The 20074-nt window shown below is 56.8% G+C and carries 16 protein-coding genes; 4 read left to right on the plus strand and 12 right to left on the minus strand.

All coding sequences use genetic code 11. The annotated features are described in order from the left end of the window. Positions 1-1809: a phosphogluconate dehydratase gene (gene edd, locus ACFIO0_RS00930; RefSeq protein WP_390912735.1), complete on the minus strand. Its 1809-nt coding sequence runs from the start codon at positions 1807-1809 to the stop codon at positions 1-3. Between the two features lie 73 nt (positions 1810-1882). Further along, positions 1883-4831 (minus strand): ABC transporter transmembrane domain-containing protein, encoded by a 2949-nt coding sequence (locus ACFIO0_RS00935; RefSeq protein ID WP_390915263.1) that lies wholly within the window; start codon positions 4829-4831, stop codon positions 1883-1885. A gap of 186 nt (positions 4832-5017) precedes the next feature. On the opposite strand from ACFIO0_RS00935, the gene ACFIO0_RS00940 reads away from it, so the two are divergent. Continuing rightward, positions 5018-5407, plus strand: coding sequence for a DUF3307 domain-containing protein (locus tag ACFIO0_RS00940; RefSeq protein WP_390912737.1), 390 nt, complete (start codon positions 5018-5020; stop codon positions 5405-5407). Positions 5408-5486: 79 nt separating this feature from the next. On the opposite strand, the gene ACFIO0_RS00945 is transcribed toward ACFIO0_RS00940, so the two are convergent. The 9 genes from ACFIO0_RS00945 to ACFIO0_RS00985 form a co-directional block, all read right to left on the minus strand. Continuing rightward, positions 5487-7403, minus strand: coding sequence for a beta-galactosidase (locus tag ACFIO0_RS00945; RefSeq protein ID WP_390912739.1), 1917 nt, complete (start codon positions 7401-7403; stop codon positions 5487-5489). After that, positions 7400-8245, minus strand: coding sequence for an SMP-30/gluconolactonase/LRE family protein (locus tag ACFIO0_RS00950; RefSeq protein ID WP_390912742.1), 846 nt, complete (start codon positions 8243-8245; stop codon positions 7400-7402). Before ACFIO0_RS00950 ends, ACFIO0_RS00945 begins: the two co-directional genes overlap by 4 nt. Then, positions 8242-8847: a 2-dehydro-3-deoxy-6-phosphogalactonate aldolase gene (locus tag ACFIO0_RS00955; RefSeq protein WP_390912744.1), complete on the minus strand. Its 606-nt coding sequence runs from the start codon at positions 8845-8847 to the stop codon at positions 8242-8244. The genes ACFIO0_RS00950 and ACFIO0_RS00955 overlap by 4 nt, the downstream gene beginning before the upstream one ends. Further along, complete coding sequence (locus ACFIO0_RS00960; protein WP_390912746.1) at positions 8844-9740, minus strand: 2-dehydro-3-deoxygalactonokinase; 897 nt, start codon at positions 9738-9740, stop codon at positions 8844-8846. The genes ACFIO0_RS00955 and ACFIO0_RS00960 overlap by 4 nt, the downstream gene beginning before the upstream one ends. Beyond that, positions 9740-10510 (minus strand): SDR family oxidoreductase, encoded by a 771-nt coding sequence (locus tag ACFIO0_RS00965; RefSeq protein WP_390912748.1) that lies wholly within the window; start codon positions 10508-10510, stop codon positions 9740-9742. Before ACFIO0_RS00965 ends, ACFIO0_RS00960 begins: the two co-directional genes overlap by 1 nt. Before the next feature lie 5 nt (positions 10511-10515). After that, a complete protein-coding gene (locus tag ACFIO0_RS00970) occupies positions 10516-11865 on the minus strand; it encodes an alpha-galactosidase (protein ID WP_390912750.1) in 1350 nt (449 codons plus the stop codon). A 22-nt stretch (positions 11866-11887) separates the two neighbouring features. After that, the gene (locus ACFIO0_RS00975) at positions 11888-12733 is read right to left on the minus strand and encodes an ABC transporter permease subunit (protein WP_390912752.1); all 846 of its coding nucleotides are present in this window, start codon (positions 12731-12733) and stop codon (positions 11888-11890) included. Next, positions 12733-13674 carry an ABC transporter permease subunit gene (locus ACFIO0_RS00980; protein ID WP_390912754.1) on the minus strand — a complete coding sequence of 314 codons (942 nt, stop codon included), beginning with the start codon at positions 13672-13674 and terminating at the stop codon, positions 12733-12735. Before ACFIO0_RS00980 ends, ACFIO0_RS00975 begins: the two co-directional genes overlap by 1 nt. A 167-nt stretch (positions 13675-13841) precedes the next feature. Beyond that, on the minus strand, positions 13842-15104 hold the full coding sequence (locus ACFIO0_RS00985) for an extracellular solute-binding protein (protein WP_390912756.1): 1263 nt from the start codon (positions 15102-15104) through the stop codon (positions 13842-13844). Positions 15105-15263: 159 nt separating this feature from the next. Here ACFIO0_RS00985 and ACFIO0_RS00990 point away from each other — a divergent pair, with 159 nt between their 5' ends. From ACFIO0_RS00990 to ACFIO0_RS01000, 3 genes are all read left to right on the plus strand, one after another. Further along, positions 15264-16055, plus strand: a complete 792-nt coding sequence (locus tag ACFIO0_RS00990; protein WP_390912758.1) for an IclR family transcriptional regulator C-terminal domain-containing protein — start codon at positions 15264-15266, stop codon at positions 16053-16055. Between the two features lie 3 nt (positions 16056-16058). Then, positions 16059-17111 (plus strand): sn-glycerol-3-phosphate ABC transporter ATP-binding protein UgpC, encoded by a 1053-nt coding sequence (locus tag ACFIO0_RS00995; protein ID WP_390912760.1) that lies wholly within the window; start codon positions 16059-16061, stop codon positions 17109-17111. 212 nt (positions 17112-17323) lie between these two features. Then, the gene (locus ACFIO0_RS01000; RefSeq protein ID WP_390912762.1) at positions 17324-18823 is read left to right on the plus strand and encodes an ATP-binding protein; all 1500 of its coding nucleotides are present in this window, start codon (positions 17324-17326) and stop codon (positions 18821-18823) included. 13 nt (positions 18824-18836) lie between these two features. Here ACFIO0_RS01000 and ACFIO0_RS01005 read toward each other — a convergent pair whose 3' ends face one another. After that, positions 18837-20009 carry a 4Fe-4S double cluster binding domain-containing protein gene (locus tag ACFIO0_RS01005; RefSeq protein ID WP_390912764.1) on the minus strand — a complete coding sequence of 391 codons (1173 nt, stop codon included), beginning with the start codon at positions 20007-20009 and terminating at the stop codon, positions 18837-18839. Positions 20010-20074 lie beyond the last annotated feature (65 nt).

Raw genomic sequence — 20074 nt, forward strand, 5'->3', positions numbered from 1 at the left:
TTAGTCTCCAAAAACACTGGCACCTGCGTCAGCAGATCCGACTGCGGCGCGGAAAGGCGCGAACAATTCGCGGCCTGTGCCCCACTGGTTATCGTCTAGGTCTGCGTGCGCAGGGCTGCGTGTCAGCAGGTCATCCACGAGAACGTCCAGCGTCCCGTCCAGCGCGTCAACGCGTACCATATCGCCGTCGTTTATATAGGCGATGGGGCCGCCGTCCAGTGCTTCGGGGCAGACATGGATCGCGGCGGGTACTTTGCCTGATGCACCAGACATGCGCCCGTCTGTGACCAGCGCAACTTTGTGGCCGCGCCCTTGCAAAATGGCCAGCATCGGGGTCAGGCTGTGCAGCTCGGGCATTCCGTTGGCTTTGGGCCCTTGAAACCGGACAACGACGATCACGTCACCGGTGAATTCACCGGCTTTGAAGGCGGCTTTGACTGCGTCTTGGGAATGGAACACGCGGGCAGGGGCCTGCACAACGCGGTGCTCTGGTGCCACGGCCGAGATTTTCATCACGCCTGTCCCCAGCGATCCGGCAAGACGTTTGAGACCGCCCGAGGTTTGGAAGGGTTTGGACAGCGGCGTCACGATCTTTTCGTTCAGGCTGTGCTGTGTGCCGTCACGCCAAACCACATTCGCGCCGTCCAGAAACGGTTCTTGGGTGTAGTGGTGCAGCCCCGTACCGGCGATGGTTTTGGTGTCAGGGTGCAGCAACCCGCCGCCCAGCAATTCGCGGATCAGATACCCTAATCCACCGGCTGCGTGAAAATGGTTCACGTCCGCCAGCCCGTTTGGATAGACTCGCGCAAGCAATGGTACGAGGTCGGAAATATCCGAGAAATCCTGCCAATCAAGGATGATCCCACCGGCGCGCGCCATGGCCACCAAGTGGATCAGCAAATTGGTCGACCCGCCCGTGGCCATCAGCCCGACGATGCCGTTGACGTAAGCCTTTTCATCGAGAATTTCGCAGACGGGAGTATAGTTTTCGCCCAAGGCGCTGAGCGACAAAGCACGCATCGCCCCTGTCTTGGTCAGCCCTTCGCGCAGTTCGGTGTTCGGCGTCACAAAGCTGGAGCCGGGCAGGTGCAGCCCCATGAATTCCATCAGCATTTGGTTGGTGTTGGCGGTACCGTAGAACGTGCAGGTGCCGGGGCCGTGGTAGGCTGCCATTTCGGCGGCCATTAGGGCATCGCGCCCACATTCGCCAGCGGCAAAAGACTGGCGCACTTTGGCTTTTTCGTCGTTCTGCAAGCCACTGGTCATCGGGCCTGCGGGGATGAACACGGCGGGCAGGTGGCCAAACGCTTGGGCACCGATCACAAGGCCGGGGACGATCTTGTCGCAGACGCCTAGATAGACGGCGGCGTCGAAGGTGTTGTGCGATAGCGCGATGCCTGTCGCCATGGCGATCAAGTCGCGCGAAAACAACGACAGCTCCATGCCGGCTTCGCCTTGGGTCACGCCGTCACACATCGCGGGCACGCCGCCTGCGACTTGGGCTGTGCCGCCAATGCTGCGGGCCGCGGTGCGGATCAAATCGGGGAAACGCTCAAATGGTTGGTGCGCGGACAGCATGTCGTTGTAGGCGGTGACGATGCCAAGGTTGCCGCCGGTGCCGGTGGCGAGCGGGTCTTGGTCCTCGCCCGCAGCTGCAAACGCATGGGCCTGCCCGCTGCACGACAGATGCGCGCGCGACGGGCCTTTGCGCTGTGCGGCGTCCATGCGCGCAAGGTAGGTGGCGCGCGTCGGGGCGCTGCGTGCAATGATACGTTTGGTTACGTCGTCCAATGTTGTGTGGATTGGCATCTGAGGTCACCTCGTGTTGTTAGCGCTAACAATTCCGCTTAACTAGGCTAATACGCAAAAAATGGCAATAGTTTTAGTTTGAAACGTATCCCGCAACCACTTGCAGCAGCTTGTATGCGGTAGAGGCGTCATTTTCGACAACGGCAAGGAATTCTTCGGCACCAATGCGCAAGCACGTCAGATCGGTTTTTGCCCGCATGTCGAGCGCGCGTGGTTCATTGCGGATCAGGCCCAGTTCGCCAATCAGTTTACCCGGACCGCTGGTGGCAATCAACGTGTCGTCGCCGTCTTTTTTGGGCAAGAGCAAGTCCGCTTCGCCTTGGATCACCAGATACGCCCCATCGGTGGGATCATCGTTTTTGTGAAACACATAATCGCCGGGTTCGGCAGAGTACCAGCGTGCGCCAAAGGCAAGCAGGCGCAATTGTTTGCGATCCAGACCGGAAAACAGATCGGTCTGTTCTATCGCGCGCAATTTGCGGGCCAGATCGGCGCTGACTGTGCTGTCTGCGGCATCGTCGATTTGGGCATCATCCGTGCTAAGGCGCCCCTGTTTCATTTCGAAATGCAGATCAAAGCTGGTGATGTCCGCAAAGGACGGAGCCAAGCAAATGATCGTGGTCTCGGGCAGAACGGCGCGCAGATTGGCGTGAATGTTGCTTTGCGCCTGCGCGTCGTAACTGGACAAAACACTGTCGAGGATCAGGACGTGAGGGCGTTTGATTGTTGCACGGCTGACGGCCAGCGGTTCGGCAAACATTGCGGGCACATTCGCGCCGCCACGTGGGATCGGCAGATCAAAGATCAGCGCCAGAACCAGCCCGTTCAGGTCTGCGTCCTGCAAAACGTCGGCCACTGTGCGGCGCAGATCGTCGCCTCTGGATCCAGAGCCGTCTGACACTTTGCCAAACAACGCGTTTTCCATCACGCTTAGGCCTGCGACTGGCTGGTCGTCGACCAAGGGCGTGAAAAGATCCTTCATGCTGGCTTGCAATGCGGGGCCGTGTTCGCGACGCATGTCCAGCACGCGGGCGACGATTTCGTCCGGAAATGCAGGGCCGATTTTCTCGGCAGAGATCACGAAGGGCACGGCCAGCAGTTGTGCTTTTTCCCGTGTGTCGAGGGTCTTGGCGTCACGGAACTTTGTGATCAACGCCGAGGCGTCCTCATAGGCGGTAACCTCAAAACCCAGCTTGCGAAACAAGGGGTGATCGGTGCCGTCGGATCCAAAGATTTGGCGCAGCATGTCAACGGTGTCGACTGCAAGCTGAAGCAGGTCATCTTCTAAATTCAGACTTGCCAGCAGGTCCATAAAATCGGTTTGCGTGGCCAAAACATCAGCCGTTATGGGCGTGCGCGGGGTCGCGTACAACAGGTTGTCGGCGACCGGCAGGGCGGGGTTGTATTCGGATGGATTAAACCGCCACGCATGCTGTGACAGGCCCGCAGCATCAAGAGCGGCGGTAACTCTGGGTCGCAGATCAACCAACCGCGCGGCCAGTTCCGGATGGGTGTTTGGATCGAATTTCTGATCTAACCCACGACGGAACAATGCATCGCCACTGCCCATGCCGGTGATCAGTTGTAACCACCAATCGCTGAGTTGGGCGGGGTCGTCGACGCCGGCCCCTTGGGGGTTCAGCCACTCGGCCTCTAGCATGTCGGAGCTGTTGCCGGCACGCAGCGTTTCTTGGTGCCCGTCCGTGGCGGCAGGTGGATCAATGGGTTGGAATTTTAACGGCATCATCACGTTGTCGCCGAAGCTGCCCATGAACATCACCGGACGTGACGTGGCATGGCCGATCCGCGTGGCGATCGTGGCTTGGTGCATCTTGGTGATGTCTTGGCCTGCGATGCTCAGCGTGCCGCTCGAGGGCATAACTTCGCGGGTTAACAGCTCTGCTAAGGCGCGCCGGTCCTCGTCGCTGGGCGCTGTGATCGCGATGGTGCTGGCGGCCGGAAAGGCAACGTTCAAATCCTCAAGAACCGAATTTCCTTCTTCGTCGCGCACACTGATACCGCTGAGGGTGATGTCACCGATCAGCGCCGGAATTTCGCCAGGATCCGTGTCAAACAGCGTCGTGTCGATCATGCCGGTCGGGGCAAAGCGTTCGGTGATCGTGTCCCAGCGCAACGACATGTCCTGGGATTGGTTGTAATACGCCAGCAGTTCTTTCCAAGGCGACGACAAATCCTTGTACGCAGCGAGAGCGGCGACCAGAGCGCCAACAGTGATTTCGCCTTTGATCGCCAGATAACCACCAAGCGAAAAGAAGAAAAACGGGGTCAGTTGGGTGATGAAGTTGTTGGTGAACTTCATAAAGAATTTCTTTTGGAAAATCTCGAACCGGATCGCATAAAGCCGGCCCAGACGATCTGAAATCATCGCCATCCGGTAGCGCCAGCCGCCGTTGGTGCGCAATGCACTTGCGCCTGCCGCGCCTTCGCCAATCTCGGCGGCCAAAGCCCGAATTTGAACAACCCGTTTTTTGTTCAGCTGGTTGATCTGCTTTTGCATTTTTGGGATGATCCACGCCTGCAACGGGATCAGCGCGCAGGCGGCAATGCCAAACGCAAAACTTTGGAAAAACAAGAAGCCTAGAATGGTTAACATCTGTCCGGCTTGCAGCACAGGTTGGGCGACCGCATCCCCCATCAATCCGCCCATGGGTTCGGATTCTGACGTGACCATCGACACCAATTCGCCTTGGCTGGTGCGTTCGAAATAGGGTGCCGGAAACCGCAAAATTCGGGCGATCAGGGTGTAGCGGAAGCGGCGCAACAAGCGTTCAGCAAGCACACCCTTCATCGTGTTGATCCGCATCTTCATAATGCCATGGGCAAAGACGGCCAACAGGAACAACCCACACAGCACCATCAAAAAAGTGATCTGCCCCATTTGGTAGCCATAAACGGTAACCTGATCGGCACCAGCCCCGATGGCGTCATTGATGATTCGTTTGGGCAGTTCAAGGGTCAGGTAAAGCAGGGGAAACAGGGTTAACGTCACCACCAGCAAAATCAGCTGATCGCGTTTGGAGTACTTCCAGATAAAGGTGAAAAGCGAACGTTCTATGGGGCGGTCCAGTATTCAAAAGTAAAAGTCAGCGACTCGTAATTTAGGTTAACAAGCCCACTCTAAACCTATCAATTGATTTGCGCATCCTGTTTGATGCGCTAGATTAAAGTTGCACTGAAAGGACCACCTGTGACGCCAGCGATCCAGACGCTTTTGATTTTGCTTATCCTGCTGCAAGTCAAACACATGTTTGCGGATTTTTTTCTGCAGACACCAAAGATGCTGGCAGGGCGCGGGCAATACGCGCACATGGGCCGCGCGCAACATGCTGCGATCCACGCGGGCGGGTCTGCGATTGCGTTGGTCGTTTTGGGCGCGCCAAGCCCCTTTATTGTGGTGTTATGCGTGCTGGAATGGGCGGTTCACTATCACATCGATTGGGCCAAAGGCGCGTATTCAGATCGGTCCGGGCATGGACCAGCAGAGGCGGGGTATTGGCGCACATTTGGCGTTGATCAATTGCTGCACCAGCTGACCTATGTGGCGATGATTTGGGCCTGCGCGGTCTATGCGCTGTAGGCTTTGAACGCTGCAAAGTTTCGCAGGCGGGCAACGACCCGATCACCGGTTTGCCGATCTGCAATGTAGGATGATCGCGTCATAAAACGCGTTTGCCTGCGTCCCATGCCGCAACACCACAGGCGGCGATTTCGCAGCCCTGCCACGTCACCGGATGTGCTGCGTAATTGATGGCAAAGGTTCGCGTTCCGGCCTGACGCACGCGCAGCCCGTGGGCCAAGTGCTGCATCTGAACGCCACTGGCCTCGCATCCCATTGCGACGACGCGATCCCAAAGCGTTTCATCGGGCCATGCGCCCAAATACCAAAAATTGCCTTCATCGCTTAGAACCGTGGTTGCGTTTTCGGTTTTCAACAACGGGCTTTCGACATTGGCGAGCCGTTCTTGCCAGTGCACAACGTGACCACCGCCGACCACCGGTCGTTTGTGATGTGGCGGCAGGCTTTCGTGCAGTTCAATCTGCGATGTCATGCCTGCAATTGATGGCGTCCCACTGATCGGGATCGACAGTTCGTCCGTCACGGTGGCGCTGCGCGGGCCAATGATGACCTGTGCATTTGCAACCTCAAGAGCGGCATAAAGCGCAGGTTCACAGCCTGCCAAGCCGGGGGCGAGCACCAGTTTGTAACCGTCGAATTCACGCGCTGAACTGGGCACGATATCGATGGACAAACCGGCGCGGCGTAGCGCGCGGTAGGCATCGAACGTCAGCCGGAAATAGTCGAAATCAGCGCCTTGAGGTTGCGTGCTCCATGCCCAATCGGACGGGTAATCAAAGACCAATGCGACATCTGCGCGGGTCTGTTGTACGGCCCCCATCGTGGCGATTTCGTCAGCGACTTCCTTGGCTTCGGCCAATGCGGGTGCGGCCACATCGTCAGGGCGCAGCAGGCCTGCGTGATTTTGTTCTTGGGCAAACGGCGCTTGGCGCCAGCGGAAATAGCTGACGACTTCGGCCCCATGCGCAATGGCCTCCCAGCTCCATAACCGGACCATGCCGGGTAGGGGCGCGGGGTTGTAGGGGGCCCAATTCACCGGACCCGGTTGTTGTTCCATCACCCACCAACGCCCACGTCCGACAGCGCGGTACAGATCGTGGTGAAACGCCTGCATGTCAGGATCGCCTTGCTGCAAATACGTAGATTTATGCACGTCTGACGCCTCTAGCCGGTCCGACAAAAAGCCAATCGGGTAGCTGTCCCAGCTGGCGACATCCAGATCCGCACCGACGTCAAAGTGATCAAAATCCAGCACGCGCCCCATGTAGTTGTGGATCAAGGGCGTGTCCGTCAGCCCGCGCAAGACATCCACTTGGGCGCGGTTGAACGCGACAACTTGGTCAGAACTGAACCGCCGGAACGCCATCACATGCGCGGGGTTTGGTTCTGTGACGGTCAGGTTGGGCGCGTCAATCTGGTCAAAACCGTCGTACTCCATCGACCAAAAAACATTGCCCCATGCTGCATTTAGGGTCTCGATTGTGTCATAGTGGGATCTAAGCCAATCGCGAAAAGCTATTGTTGCGGGTATTGAATAGCTGAGGGTGGTGTCGTGGCAACCATATTCGTTGTCGATTTGCCAGCCGTGGATGTGCGGATTGCGCCCGTATCTTTCGCCCAAAATTTGCGCAATGCGTTGGCATTCTGCGATGTAGGGGCGGTGGGAAAAACAATAGTGGCGGCGTGACCCGAATTTGCGTGGATTGCCTTGCGCGTCCACGGCCAACATGTCGGGGTGTTTGTCCAGCATCCAGCGTGGCGGCGTGGCGGTTGGCGTGCACATCACGACCTTCAATCCAGCCTCGCCCAGCACCGTGATTGCCTGGTCCAGCCAGTCGAATTCGAATTGATCCGGCTTGGGTTCAATCCTGCTCCAGGCGAATTCCCCGATGCGCACCCAACTGATGCCAGCGTCGATCATGCGGGCGGCGTCACGTGCCCACAACGCCCTGTCCCAGTGTTCGGGATAGTAGCAAACCCCAAGCGCCGGGATCACAAGATCACCTGATATTCAGGCAGACCGGTGCCGACACCTTGCGCCACAAACGTCATGCCATCGTTTGGCCCAGCATCTAGACCGACAGCCGCCGACGTTACGTACAGCGTGGTCAAATCAGGGCCGCCAAATGCCGGACAGGAGGCTTGTTTTGCGTTAATCTCAACGGCTTTTAGGAACGTGCCATTGGGTGAATAGACGGCGACCCGTGACGCGCCCCACTGCGCCACCCACATATTTCCACCGGCGTCTGTTACTGCCCCGTCAGGGTTTAGTCCCTCTTCGCGTAGATCCAGAAACACTGTCGATGCGCCCACAGGCCACCCGTCAACGGCGTCCAAATCCTGACGCATGACGCGGCGTGAATGCGTGTCCGTATAGTAGGCGCAGCTGCGATCAGGCGCGAAACAAATCGCGTTTGACACCGTGATCGAGGTGAAAAGCGTGCGCAGCTCACCCTTGTAAAAACGGCTGATAGAGCCTGCATATTTCTCAGCGTTCTTGCCCATCGATCCGATCCAGAAACCGCCCCAAGGGTCCGCGCGCCCGTCGTTTGACCGGGTGACAGGGTTGTCTGCCTCTAGCGGTGTGATCAATTCGCGCGCGCCTGTTTCCAGCGAAAATCGCCATAGGCCCGTCTCTGATGCCATCAACAGCGTATCGCGGTCGACCCAGCCCGCGGCCGAGCAATGTTCATCAAAGTGCCATTCATTTGTGGTATCGTCGCTTCGTGTCAGCAGACGTTTTCCAAGAATATCGAACCAGTAAAGCTGCTGGCGCACAGGGTGCCACAACGGTCCTTCGCCCAGCTCGCAGATGCGATCATCAAAAACCGTGCTCATGATGTTGCCGCCTTGTATGCCGCGACGATTTCGGTGGCGTTTTTAGCAACGTCAGACACGCTCATTCCCGGTTTGAAGATCGCAGAGCCGAGGCCGAAACCATCGGCACTTGCCGCGATCCATTCCCCAAAGTTTTCGGAGCCAGCACCGCCAACAGCGTAAACTTGGGTGCCTGTTGGCAAAATGGCCCGCATGGCTTGCAAACCCGACGGGCCTGCCATCGATCCGGGGAACAGTTTCAGCCCGTCAGCGCCTGCGTGCAGGGCGGCAAACGCCTCGGTCGGGGTGAAAACGCCGGGCCAACTTTGCAGACCCTTGGCCTTTGTGTGGCGGATGACGTCGGTGTCGCAATTGGGGGAAACAACCAGTGTTCCACCAGCGCGCGCCACCGCATCGACATGGTCGCACGTCAGCACAGTTCCCGCACCAATCACGGCACGATCCCCAAAGGCCGTAACGATTTTTGCGATGCTATCGAACGGGTCAGGCGAGTTGGTCGGAACCTCAATCGTGGTGATGCCAGCATCGATTAAAACAGACGCGATATCAACAGCTTCGCTAGGTTTCAGCCCACGTAAAATTGCGATGATAGGAAGGGTCATGTGGTCTCCTTGATCTGGCGATACGCGGCCTGAAGCCCGGCCAAAGTCATGCGTTCTACATCGGCGATTGTGGCGTGAACACCTTGCAGCCGCAACGCGTCACTGTAGGCTTTTGCCAGCGCATCCGCCCCAAGGATTGCCACGTTTTGACCAAGCCAAAACGGGCGTGCTGCCCCCAATTCTGCCCCGATCAACAATCCGGACAGACGGGCGCGCGCGGTATCTTTGCTTTGTCCATGCAACAAGTCGCGGGCACGTAGATTGAACAGGTATGCGGCAAGCCGTTCGGGGCGCGAAAGCGTGTCTGAAACGGCCTCCTCGAACGCTTGGGCATCCCACCCTTTGGCGTCAACCGAGTGGCGCAGCACCGACGCGCCAGAGAGCAGATTGAACTGTTCGCCGGTCATAAATGTCTGGAAACTGACAACTTCACCCGCACTGACATGGACCCATTTTGTATGCGTGCCGGGCAGGCAAATGACGCCGTCCCAGTCGGTGTTCAGAGCAAGGAAACCGGCGATCTGGGTTTCTTCGCCGCGCATGACATCCGCAGGTTTTTCCTGCTTTAAACCGCCGATCACGTGGACGCGCAGGCGGGGGTCGATGCTGGCGGCCAGCACGACGCCATTGGCGATGGGCGTGCACGGAACCGCGCTGTAGGGGGCCTCGACCCAGCCTTGGCGCGCGCCGACCATGCCGCAGGCAATCACGGGCGTTGTGTCACGCAGCCAAGGGTCAATCAACGCCAGCAACGCAGCCTCGAACTGGTCGCGATCCAGCTGGGCCATGCCCGCGTCAGATTTCGCGGTGTCGACAACGCTGCCGCCTTTCATCGCCCAGACCCGCAGGTTGGTTGTGCCCCAATCGGCGGCGATCCAATCGGCGCGCGTCATCAGCCTGTCACCACGGTGCCGCCATCGACGACCACGCATTGGCCGGTCATCATCCGGCTGGTTTTTGAGGCGAGAAACAGAACCGCATCGACGATGTCTTGGGGATCAAGATGTTCTTTCAGACACTGTTTTTCGAGATGTGCGGCCAAGGCATCTGGTGTCGCCCATTTGTCCATTTGTTTGGGCGTCAAAACCCATCCCGGGGCCAGTGCATTCACGCGGATTTTGTCAGGCCCCAATTCGCGCGCCAAGCTGCGAGACATTGCCGTGATGCCGCCATTTGCCGTGGTGTAGGCCGTGTAACCCGCACCGCCCATCATGTAGCTGATCGAGCTGAAGTTGATGATTGATCCAAAGCCGGCTGTCTGCATTTGGCGTGCCGCTTCTTGGCACGAAAAAAAGTAGCTTTTGAGGTTAATGGCTTGCATCCAGTCCCAGTAATCTGTCGTGACTTTGTCCAGCTCGTGGCGATCATCGTTGGCCGCGTTGTTGACCAAAACAGTGATGGGGCCGTGCACCTTTGATGCTTGTCGCATCGTTTTTTGCAAATGCTCCGTGTCGGTAATGTCGCCTTGCAGGAATAACGGCGCGCGGCCGTGTTTCATCTCCATTTCGGCGACAAATTTTGACGCATCTGAACGGCCGATAAAGGCGACGTTTGCGCCTTGGCCCATGAACCCGTCCGTGAGGGCCGCGCCAATGCCGTTGCCGCCACCTGTGATGTAGACGGATTGCCCCGAAAGGTCGTGGAATGTCGCGGTTTTGGTCATGGTCGTCAGGCCTTTTTCTTGCGGGCGAAGGCAGGCAGCCAATCGCCGTGTGCCACCAGCAGATCATCCACCAGCGACCGGATCTGGCGTAAATCCAGTTCGGCTGCGGTGTGAGGATCCATCATGGCCGCATGGTAAATGTGTTCGGGGTTTTCGTCGACCAACGCGCGCACGGTCAATTCCTGAACGTTGATTTGCGTGCGCATCAGGGCCGTCAGCTGTGGCGGAATGTTGTCTACCACGGTGGGTTGGATGCCATTGGCGTCCGCCAGACAAGGGGTTTCGACCGCAGCGCCCATTGGTAATTGCGGGATTTGGCCAGTGTTTGGCAGGTTGCCATACAGCACATACGGCGTGTCGGTGACGATGGCGTTCATCAGCTCGGATGCGAATTCGTGGCTTTTGCAAACCTCGACTTTGCCAGAGGCGCGCATGGCTTTGGCTTGGTCTTGCCAATCGGCGATCTGTTCCTCGCAACGGGTCGGGTATTCGTCGAGCGGGATGCCAAAATCCGCGATCAAATCGTCGCGCCCGTCCTTGATGAACCACGGCACGTATTCGGCCAGATGTTCGGAGCTTTCGGTGCAGAAAAATCCGAGGTGATCCATGACTTCATAACGGACCTTGTTGCCACAACGCGGCATCAAAAGTGGCGCTTTGGGGAGCGACCCATTGGCGTATCCATCGCGCAAACGCGGATAAAGATCGTGCAGTTGGCCACCGACCTCTTGTTCCAAGCGCAGGAAAAACGCGACGTGGTTTACGCCAGCGACTTTGTAGCGGACAGACCCCTGATCGATGTCCAGATCATGCGACAATTCCTGCACCGTGTTTTGCACGGAATGGCATAGGCCGACCTGCTTCAGTTTAGGAAAGCGTTCCGCCAGTGCCCACGTGTTGATCGCCATTGGGTTCACATATTGCAGCAAGGTCGCGTCGGGGCAAAGCTCTGCCATATCGGCCGCCACATCCCACAACACAGGCACAGTGCGCAGGCCGCGCATGATGCCACCAACGCCCAGCGTGTCAGCGATTGTTTGGCGCAGGCCGTACTGTTTGGGGATGTCGAAATCGGTGACTGTGCAAGGTTGATAGCCGCCAACTTGAAACGCTGTGACGACAAAATCAGCACCATCCAGCGCGCTGCGCCGATCCGCGTGTGTGCTGACGGTCGCGCCTGTGCCGACGGTTTGGATCATGGTGCGCGCGACGATTTCGCTTTCGGCGAGACGTGCGGCGTCAATGTCCATCAAGGCAAAATGGCTGTCGGCAAGGGCCGGCGTCAAAAGCGCGTCGCCCACGATATTTTTCATAAAAATCGTAGAACCCGCACCGATGAAGGTGATCTTTGTCATGTCGTTTACTCGAGGTTAGGTTTCATTTTACAGCGCCCAAGGTCAGGCCTGCGATGAAATGTTTTTGCATCAAAAAGAACATCGCAACAGGGGGCAGGGCGGCCACAAGCGAGCCCGCGCTCATTAAGTGATACATCGCACGGAATTGGGCGTTAAAGCTGGTGATGCCGGCGGTTACGGGTTGCGCATTTTCGCCTTGGGTCAAGACAATCGCCCAGAAGTAATCGTTCCAGATGAAGGTGAAAATCAGAACCGACAAGGCGGCCAGTGCGGGTTTCATCAAAGGCAAAACCACATACCAGAAAATCTGCCATTCGCGGATGCCCTCAACGCGCGCCGCCTCGATCAGCTCAAACGGCAGGGCCTTGATAAAATTGCGCATGAACAGCGTGCAGAACCCGGTTTGAAAGGCGACGTGGAACAGGATCAACCCGGTTTTGGTGTTGTACAACCCCATATCCAACGTCAGATCCCGCACCGGGACCATCAGGATTTGGAAGGGCACAAAGTTGCCTGCGATGAACATGAAAAACAACAACAGGTTGGCTTTGAATTTATACACGCCAAGGGCAAATCCGGCCATCGCGCTAAGCGCCACAGCGCCGATCACCGTCGGGATCGTGATCATGAACGAGTTCAGAATGTAGCGCGGCATGGAAGAGTTAAACACCTGCGCGAAGTTTTCGAAAAACTCGAACGACGATGGCATGCCCCAGTAGTTGCCGAGCGTGAAATCGACCGATGGTCGGATCGCAAACAGGGCAACAGCAATCAGCGGCGCCAGCCACAGCAACAAGGCTACGGGCAGCAGCGCCTGATAGGTCAATTGCGTACTGCGCGAGGATTTTTCGATTGGTTTGGGAAACATCAGCGCGCCTCCCTTTCATCTTGGTACATTCGGAATAGAAAATAGCCGATGAACAGCAGCATGATCAGGAACAAGATCACGGCGATCGCCGCGCCGTAGCCCATCTTGAACCCGTATTCAGACAGCGATTTTTCGAACATGTAGAACGACAGCACGCGGGTGGACCCGAATGGCCCGCCGTTGGTCATGATCGAAATCAGATCGAAGGATCGTAGCGCCCCGATGATCGTCACGACAAACGCGATGAACGTGGCAGGGCGCAGTTGCGGCAAGATCACGAACCACAGCATTTTGAGGCCCTTGGCCCCGTCTAAACGCGCAGCCTCGATCTGCTCGGGGTCAACGGCGTTCAGGCCAGTCAGGTACAGGATCATGCAATAGGCGGTCTGTGGCCACAGCCCCGCCGCGATGATGCCGTAGGTTGCCAGTTTAGGGTCCCCAAGGACGTTGACTGGATTAAACCCAAAGACGCCGATGATGCCGTTGAACAGGCCAAAGGTCGGATCATAAAACCACGTGAACACCAGGCCGACGACGATCTGGCTGATGACAAACGGGAAGAAGAACAACGACTTATACAGGCGAATGCCGCGCACTGTCTGATTCAGGAACAGCGCGATGAACAGACCACCCGGGATCGCCAGCAGATAGAACACCAGCCATTTGGCGTTGTTCCAAAGCGAGACCGTGAAAGCCTTGTCGCGTGTCAGAAGGCGTTCGTAATGCGCCAGCCCTACGTACTCGCCCGTCTCTGAGATCGGGCCTAAACCGTCCCATTTGAACATCGAAATGTAAAAACTTTGCCCAATCGGCCAGACCACATACAGCGTGAACATGATCATCGCAGGGATCAGGAACAGCCACGGCGTGATCGCAATCTCGTTGCGCGCGTACCAGCCTTTGGGACGCGTGTTGTGCTGCATGTCAGATGTCTCGGCCATGGGGCACCTCTGGGGTTACGTACATCACGATTGAAAAGCGGAGCAGTGTTGAAAAACAGAGCAATGTCTCGACTTGTCAATTTTGACGTAGAGCGTTTGATGGGACGCATTTGATGTCGGGTGGGGGCCGCGCCGTGGCGCAGCCCCCGTTTGTCTGGGCGTTCCTATTAGAGGTCGGCGCGCACGTCTTCCAAACGCTCAAGAATGTCGTCCAGATTTTCCGGGTAGACCATGAACTCTTGCATGCCTTCCATCGCCGCTTTGGCCATTTCAGCCGGATAGTCGCGGTCAAAGAACTGCGCCACGCCACCTGGGGAGTTCGAGGACAGCATCTCAAAGCCCTCTTTGAGGAACTTGTCGTCATCAATGCTGGCTTTGGAGTTCACTGGCAACTGGCCAAGGTTCTCGCCGTTGTTGATGATCGTCTGCTCTTCGGCAGAGGCCACGTGCAGCAAGAATGCGCGGGCGTTGTCCTTGTTCTCAGCTTTTGCCGGGATGTGGAACGTGTCCGTTGGCGCGTCTTCTGCCAGCGCGATGCCGGGTGTGATGGCGGGGAACTGGTGGAAGTCGAGCTTGCTGTCGTCAAGACCGGCTTCGCGCAGCGGTGCCACGGCAAAGTTGCCTTTGAGGATCGCGGCGGCTTCACCGTTCACCATAAGCGGCAGGGATTGCTGCCAGTCTTTGTTCTGGTGATCGTCAACAAAGGCACCCATTTCGACAAGCTTGGCCCAGTTTGCGAAAGTTTCGCGCACACGGTCGTCTGTCCAAGCGACGTTGCCGGCTGCAAGCTCCATGTGGAAATCGAAGCCATGGGTGCGCATGTTGATGTAGTCAAACCAACCTGACGCGGTCCAGAGCCATTTTGTGCCGATGGTGTAGCATTTCATGCCCGCATCGAGGACTTTCTGGCAGTTGGCCAGCATCTCGTCGAAGTCCGCAGGCTCGCTGATGCCCAGATCTTCATAGATGTCTTTGCGGTAGTAAACGCCCCATTGGTAGTACGTGTACGGCACGCCCCACTGCTTGTCGTCGATGGTCATCGCACCCTTGGTGGAGGCCAGCTCTTCGCCCATCGCGGTGTCAGCCCACAGATCGGACACGTCTTCAAACAGACCGGCATTGACGTAGGGTGTCATGCGGTTGGCGGCGTACCATGTTGCAACATCTGGCGCGTTGGCGGTCAGGAAGTTGCGGATTTGCGTCTTGTAAGCTTCGCGGTCGATGACAGTGGTTTCGATGTTGAGATCAGGGTGCTTGGCCCCGAAACGTTCAATCATCGCTTCCATCGTGGCGCGCGGCGCAGGGTTCGATGTGTCGAGGAAGATCTTTAGATCGCCCGTCAGTTTTGCATGGCCGTCTGCAAACGCAGACCCTGCCAAAATCGTGCTGGCAGCCAAAGCCGCGAGCGTCGCTTTTAGTGTGAATTTCATGGTCTTCTCCCTTTTGACTGCTTCGCCCTCCGAAACAGCTTTGGTTTCAATAGTTGAAACCTTGTTCTATTTAGTGAGATAATCACATCGAATCATGTAGGGTCAACAGCATCTTTGGTTCGACCGTCAAACGGTCATGCCACACGGGAGGGTAGAAACATGTCAGGTGACGGAACAGTAGGCAAAGCCTGCGACGTGCTGGATCAAGTTGCATCCTACCCGCGTCCTGTGCGGTTTGGACAGTTGTTGGAAACCTCATCCTTTCCCAAAGCGACGCTGTACCGGTTTTTGCAAACGCTGACCTCGCAGGGGATGCTGACCTATGATCCGGAGCGGCAAACCTATGCGCTGGGCATGCGTTTGGTGCGTCTTGCGCATGCGGCGTGGACACATTCGTCGCTTGCCCCGATCGCGCGCCCCTATCTAGATGTGCTCAGCCAAGAGTTGGGCGAAACCGTGCATCTGGCACAGATGGATGCCAGTCAGGTGTTGTACGTCGACAAGCGTAACGCGGCGCAACCGGTCGAGATGTACAGCCAAGCAGGACGCGTTGGCCCCGCCTATTGCACCGGCGTGGGCAAGGCGATGCTGGCACATCTATCCGAGGCTGATTTGACCCGCGCGGTCGCACTGCAATCATTCCACCGCTTTACGGATACGACACTGACAACAGAGGCTGATTTGCGCGCGGAATTGGCGGCTATTCGCAAACGTGGGTACGCATTTGATCGCGAAGAACACGAACCGGGGATCATTTGCATCGCCAAACCGATCCTGACGCGCAACGGTCGGGTTTTGGGCGCGTTGTCCGTCACCGGACCCACGTCGCGCCACACATTGGACCACTTGGAAACATGGGCACCGCGCCTGACTGCGGCGGCCACAAACATTGCACGAGACGCCCAAGATTGGCGTTTTCCTGATGCAGCACAACAAATGACGGGGACGTAAGACATGACCGGAGTGAACCTGAAAAACGTGGTGAAACGTTACGGCGAAACACAAGTGATCCATGGCATTGATCTGGACATTGCGGACGGTGAATTCTGCGTTTTTGTGGGCCCTTCAGGGTGCGGGAAATCGACATTGCTGCGCATGATTGCAGGGCTTGAGGAAACCACCGAAGGCCAGATGTTTATTGGAGATCAGGATGTTACCCACATCGATCCCAGTTTGCGCGGTGTGGCGATGGTGTTTCAAACCTACGCACTTTACCCACACATGACTGTGGCGGAAAACATGGGGTTCGGGCTGCGGATGAACGGGGTGCCCAAGGCCGAGATCAAAGAAAAGGTCGGCAAAGCCTCGGACATTCTGAAACTTGGCGACTACCTGAAACGTAAACCCAAAGCGCTGTCCGGGGGGCAACGCCAACGGGTCGCGATCGGGCGCGCAATTGTGCGGGGGCCGGACGTGTTTTTGTTCGATGAACCGCTGTCCAATCTGGATGCGGAACTGCGTGTGGAAATGCGCGTGGAAATCGCACGATTGCACCACGAAATCGGGGCCACGATGATCTACGTGACCCACGATCAGGTCGAAGCGATGACCATGGCGGATAAAATTGTTGTGCTACGGGACGGGCGTATCGAACAGGTCGGCGCGCCACTGGAATTGTACCGCAATCCGGACAATAAATTTGTGGCAGGCTTTATCGGTTCTCCTTCGATGAACTTTATGGAGTGTACTGTCAGCGACGGCCAAGCGGCGCACGCGGCCTTGCAGGCCCCGGTCGCAAACCCCGCGATCCCTAAGGACGCGCAGGCCGTGACGATGGGTGTGCGCCCCGAACATCTGACGATTGTTGCCGGGTCCGGGATGAATGTGGAGCTGACCGAAGCCTTGGGCGGGGTGTCATACGCATATCTGCGGGCCTCTGATGGCACGCGATTGATCGTCGAAGAGCGCGGCGATGAGCGCAGTAAAATCGGCGACACCGTTGATGTCGAATTTGAGCCGTACCGCGCGATGTTCTTTGAAGCAAATACCGGCGTGCGGCTGCGGTAACGCATGGCTTAAAGGTGAAATTTCAAGGGTCGCTTGACCCAACGGCAGTCAAGAGCAACGCAGTTTGTGCATTTGCTCGCTATGCGTGTCAGGTGAAATCATGTTACTCTTTTGAAGTGTCCTAGTGGGGGCCGTCAAAAGACGAGGCGTGTATGACTAACAATTTGCTGAATTATTTAAAAACTGCTCCTGATGATCCCTTTGAGCCGATAATGGAAAATGCACCGATTATGATGCATTCCATTGATCAAGAAGGCCGCATTTTGCAGGTCAGTCGATTTTGGGCGAGTAAACTGGGGTACACGCCCGAAGAAATGGTCGGCCATCAATCATCTGATTTCCTGACGGACGCCTCTCGCAAGAAGGCAATCGAAGACATACTGCCGCAATTTTACAAAACCGGATCAGTCTACAATGTAGAATATGATTTTGTGCGGAAAGACGGCACTGAAATCCCTGTTTTGCTCTCGGCGTCAGCGTCTTTGGACGAAAATGGCAAGTTCGTCCGCTCGCTGGCGATTATCTTTGACAACTCTGCCGCGAAACGTTCTGCAGCGGCGTTGATCCAAAGCCAGCGTACCGACGCGATTGGCCAGCTGGTCGGCGGTGTTGCGCATGATTTCAACAATTTGCTGACGGTCATTCAAGGCAATTTGGAATTTCTGCGCTCTGATCCGGATTCGTCGGAACGGATGAGTTTCATTGATGACGCCCTGCGCGCCACCTCGCGTGGATCAAGTTTGACGCAGCAATTGTTGGCCTATGGGCGTCGGTCGCACCTTATGCCCAAACAGATTGATTTGAACCGTGCCGTGCGCGAAATGGATTCGATGATGCGTAGGGTCATTCCGGCCAGTATCTCGATCCAGACCGTCGAGGGTGGTGGTTTGTGGACCGTCAATGTGGACCGTCACCAGTTGGACACGGCCATCCTGAACATCGTCAACAATGCCTGCGATGCGATGCCCAATAGCGGCGGTAAGCTGACGATTGAAACTTGCAACGTTCGCATTTCAGAGGCCTATGTTACCGAGCGTTACGAGGATATCGTGCCCGGTCGTTATGTCATGCTGGCGATTTCGGACAACGGTCACGGCATGGGCAAAACGATCATGGGCAAGGTGTTTGAGCCGTTCTACACCACCAAAGCGGTGGGCAAAGGATCAGGTTTGGGCCTGTCGATGGTGTTTGGCTTTTTGAAGCAATCGAAAGGATCGGTGCGCATCTACAGCGAAGTCGGGGTAGGCACGACATTCAAGCTGTATTTCCCCGCAGTCAGCGGATCGGACCAGCCCAGCACATTGGACCAAATTCAAGAAGAAATCACGGGTTACGTGAAATCCGCTAAAATTCTGGTGGTCGAAGATGAACCGGACGTGCGAAATGTGATTGTACGCCAGTTGTCGGAACTTGGCTTGGGTGTTGCGCAGGCAGCATCGGGCGACGAGGCATTTGCGATGCTGGCCGAAGGCTATCGCCCCGAAGTCATGCTGACGGACATCGTGATGCCGGGGGCCTTGCAGGGGCCTGAACTGGCCCGCGAGGCGCGCAAAATGATTGACGGGCTCAAGGTTATTTTCATCTCGGGCTATCCAAAAGAAGCGGCAATTCACGGCAATGGCGTGAGCGCGGACGACATTCAGTTTGTAAAACCTGTGTCGAAAAACACCCTGTTGAAAGGGGTCACGGAACTGCTGAACAAAGACGTGTAACGCTGCTGATTTCTCAGGTTTTTTCCCACCACGTGCTTGGCTTCACCCGTCCGCCACGGTTGCGGTCGAGCCATAGAGCGAGCTTGCGAAACCGGGATAGGGCAAGCTTGCGCCACAACCGGTGCGGCCACGTGTCAAAGTCGCGATTGAACGGGCAAACCCGCATGCAAATCGCGCAATCAGTCGATGTTTTGGCCCAAAAGCTGAAACATTTCTCTGCATCTGACGTCCATTTGCGCACGCCCTTGATCGCGGACACATTTGATCCGCCAACCTCTGGGGCACCAAAGGGCAGTGCTTTGACCGGACAGGCATCCGCGCATTTCGTACAGATATCGCAAAAGTCTTTGACGCCTTTGGGTTCGGCCACATCGTGCGCCAACGGCAGGCTGGTAAAGATTTTGGAAAACCGCAAACGCGGTCCGAATTCAGGCGTGATCACCATTTGATTTCGTGCGTATTCCCCTAAACCGGCCTTAACGGCATAGGGGATGACCAGGCCTGTGTCGTTCATTGACGCAACGGCGTCGTACCCCAAATTGCGGATGTAGGCAGCGAGCTGCATCACCACCGACGCCTCGTGCGAATATTCACGCCCTGTTGCCGCACCAGCAAGCGCAGAGGGGTAGGTCGCGACCAATTCCGCGTCCATTTCGTGGCCCAGAACAATGACTGATGTCATGCCTTCGGGCAGATCGTTGGGTGCATCGGACAGGTCACGGGTATCGATCCGGCTGGCGTAAAGCCATCGATCATCCATGTCGGTGACGCCGCACAAGTTAGCGCCAAAAAACTTGGCTATGCGTTTGATCTCAGTCGACATTTCGTTTGGGTCATCGACCTCTAGCTGCATCGGTGCAACGGGGGTGTCATAGCTGATCGGGGCTTGGAACCCTTCGCGCCGCCCTTGGTCTGCGTGGCGATCGGTGATCACATCCGAAATCAACCAAGCGGCATTTCGCAGGGCAAAATCGCGCTGGGTGAACCCGTCTCCACGACGCGGCGTTGCTTCCATCCGGTAGGACGCAAAAAAGCCGTCGGTCTGTTTGGTGCGCACAGTGTCGTCCCAAAACGCGCGGGTGAACACATCGTTGCGCTGGGTAAAGCGTTCGAAATCTTCGGTGACTTCAATGCCAGCGGCAGCGTCGTTGGGGTGCGGAAGGTTGTGATTTTTCGGATAACTCATGAAGTTACGCTATCGCGTCGCAATCGGGATGGACAAGACGTTTTTGACCAGAGAAGTCTGGCACA

The organism is Pseudosulfitobacter sp. SM2401 (assembly GCF_042932805.1).
Classification (GTDB): Bacteria; Pseudomonadota; Alphaproteobacteria; order Rhodobacterales; family Rhodobacteraceae; genus Ascidiaceihabitans.

What these genes read in the sequence shown, in the direction of transcription:
- edd (WP_390912735.1), bottom strand. Translation starts at nt 1,809, where the DNA reads ATGCCAATCCACACAACATTGGACGACGTAACCAAACGTATCATTGCA.
- ACFIO0_RS01000 (WP_390912762.1), top strand. Translation starts at nt 17,324, where the DNA reads ATGGAAAATGCACCGATTATGATGCATTCCATTGATCAAGAAGGCCGC.
- ACFIO0_RS00970 (WP_390912750.1), bottom strand. Translation starts at nt 11,865, where the DNA reads ATGACAAAGATCACCTTCATCGGTGCGGGTTCTACGATTTTTATGAAA.
- ACFIO0_RS00975 (WP_390912752.1), bottom strand. Translation starts at nt 12,733, where the DNA reads ATGTTTCCCAAACCAATCGAAAAATCCTCGCGCAGTACGCAATTGACC.
- ACFIO0_RS00995 (WP_390912760.1), top strand. Translation starts at nt 16,059, where the DNA reads ATGACCGGAGTGAACCTGAAAAACGTGGTGAAACGTTACGGCGAAACA.
- ACFIO0_RS00950 (WP_390912742.1), bottom strand. Translation starts at nt 8,245, where the DNA reads ATGAGCACGGTTTTTGATGATCGCATCTGCGAGCTGGGCGAAGGACCG.
- ACFIO0_RS00985 (WP_390912756.1), bottom strand. Translation starts at nt 15,104, where the DNA reads ATGAAATTCACACTAAAAGCGACGCTCGCGGCTTTGGCTGCCAGCACG.
- ACFIO0_RS01005 (WP_390912764.1), bottom strand. Translation starts at nt 20,009, where the DNA reads ATGAGTTATCCGAAAAATCACAACCTTCCGCACCCCAACGACGCTGCC.
- ACFIO0_RS00980 (WP_390912754.1), bottom strand. Translation starts at nt 13,674, where the DNA reads ATGGCCGAGACATCTGACATGCAGCACAACACGCGTCCCAAAGGCTGG.
- ACFIO0_RS00960 (WP_390912746.1), bottom strand. Translation starts at nt 9,740, where the DNA reads ATGACGCGCGCCGATTGGATCGCCGCCGATTGGGGCACAACCAACCTG.
- ACFIO0_RS00990 (WP_390912758.1), top strand. Translation starts at nt 15,264, where the DNA reads ATGTCAGGTGACGGAACAGTAGGCAAAGCCTGCGACGTGCTGGATCAA.
- ACFIO0_RS00955 (WP_390912744.1), bottom strand. Translation starts at nt 8,847, where the DNA reads ATGACCCTTCCTATCATCGCAATTTTACGTGGGCTGAAACCTAGCGAA.
- ACFIO0_RS00965 (WP_390912748.1), bottom strand. Translation starts at nt 10,510, where the DNA reads ATGACCAAAACCGCGACATTCCACGACCTTTCGGGGCAATCCGTCTAC.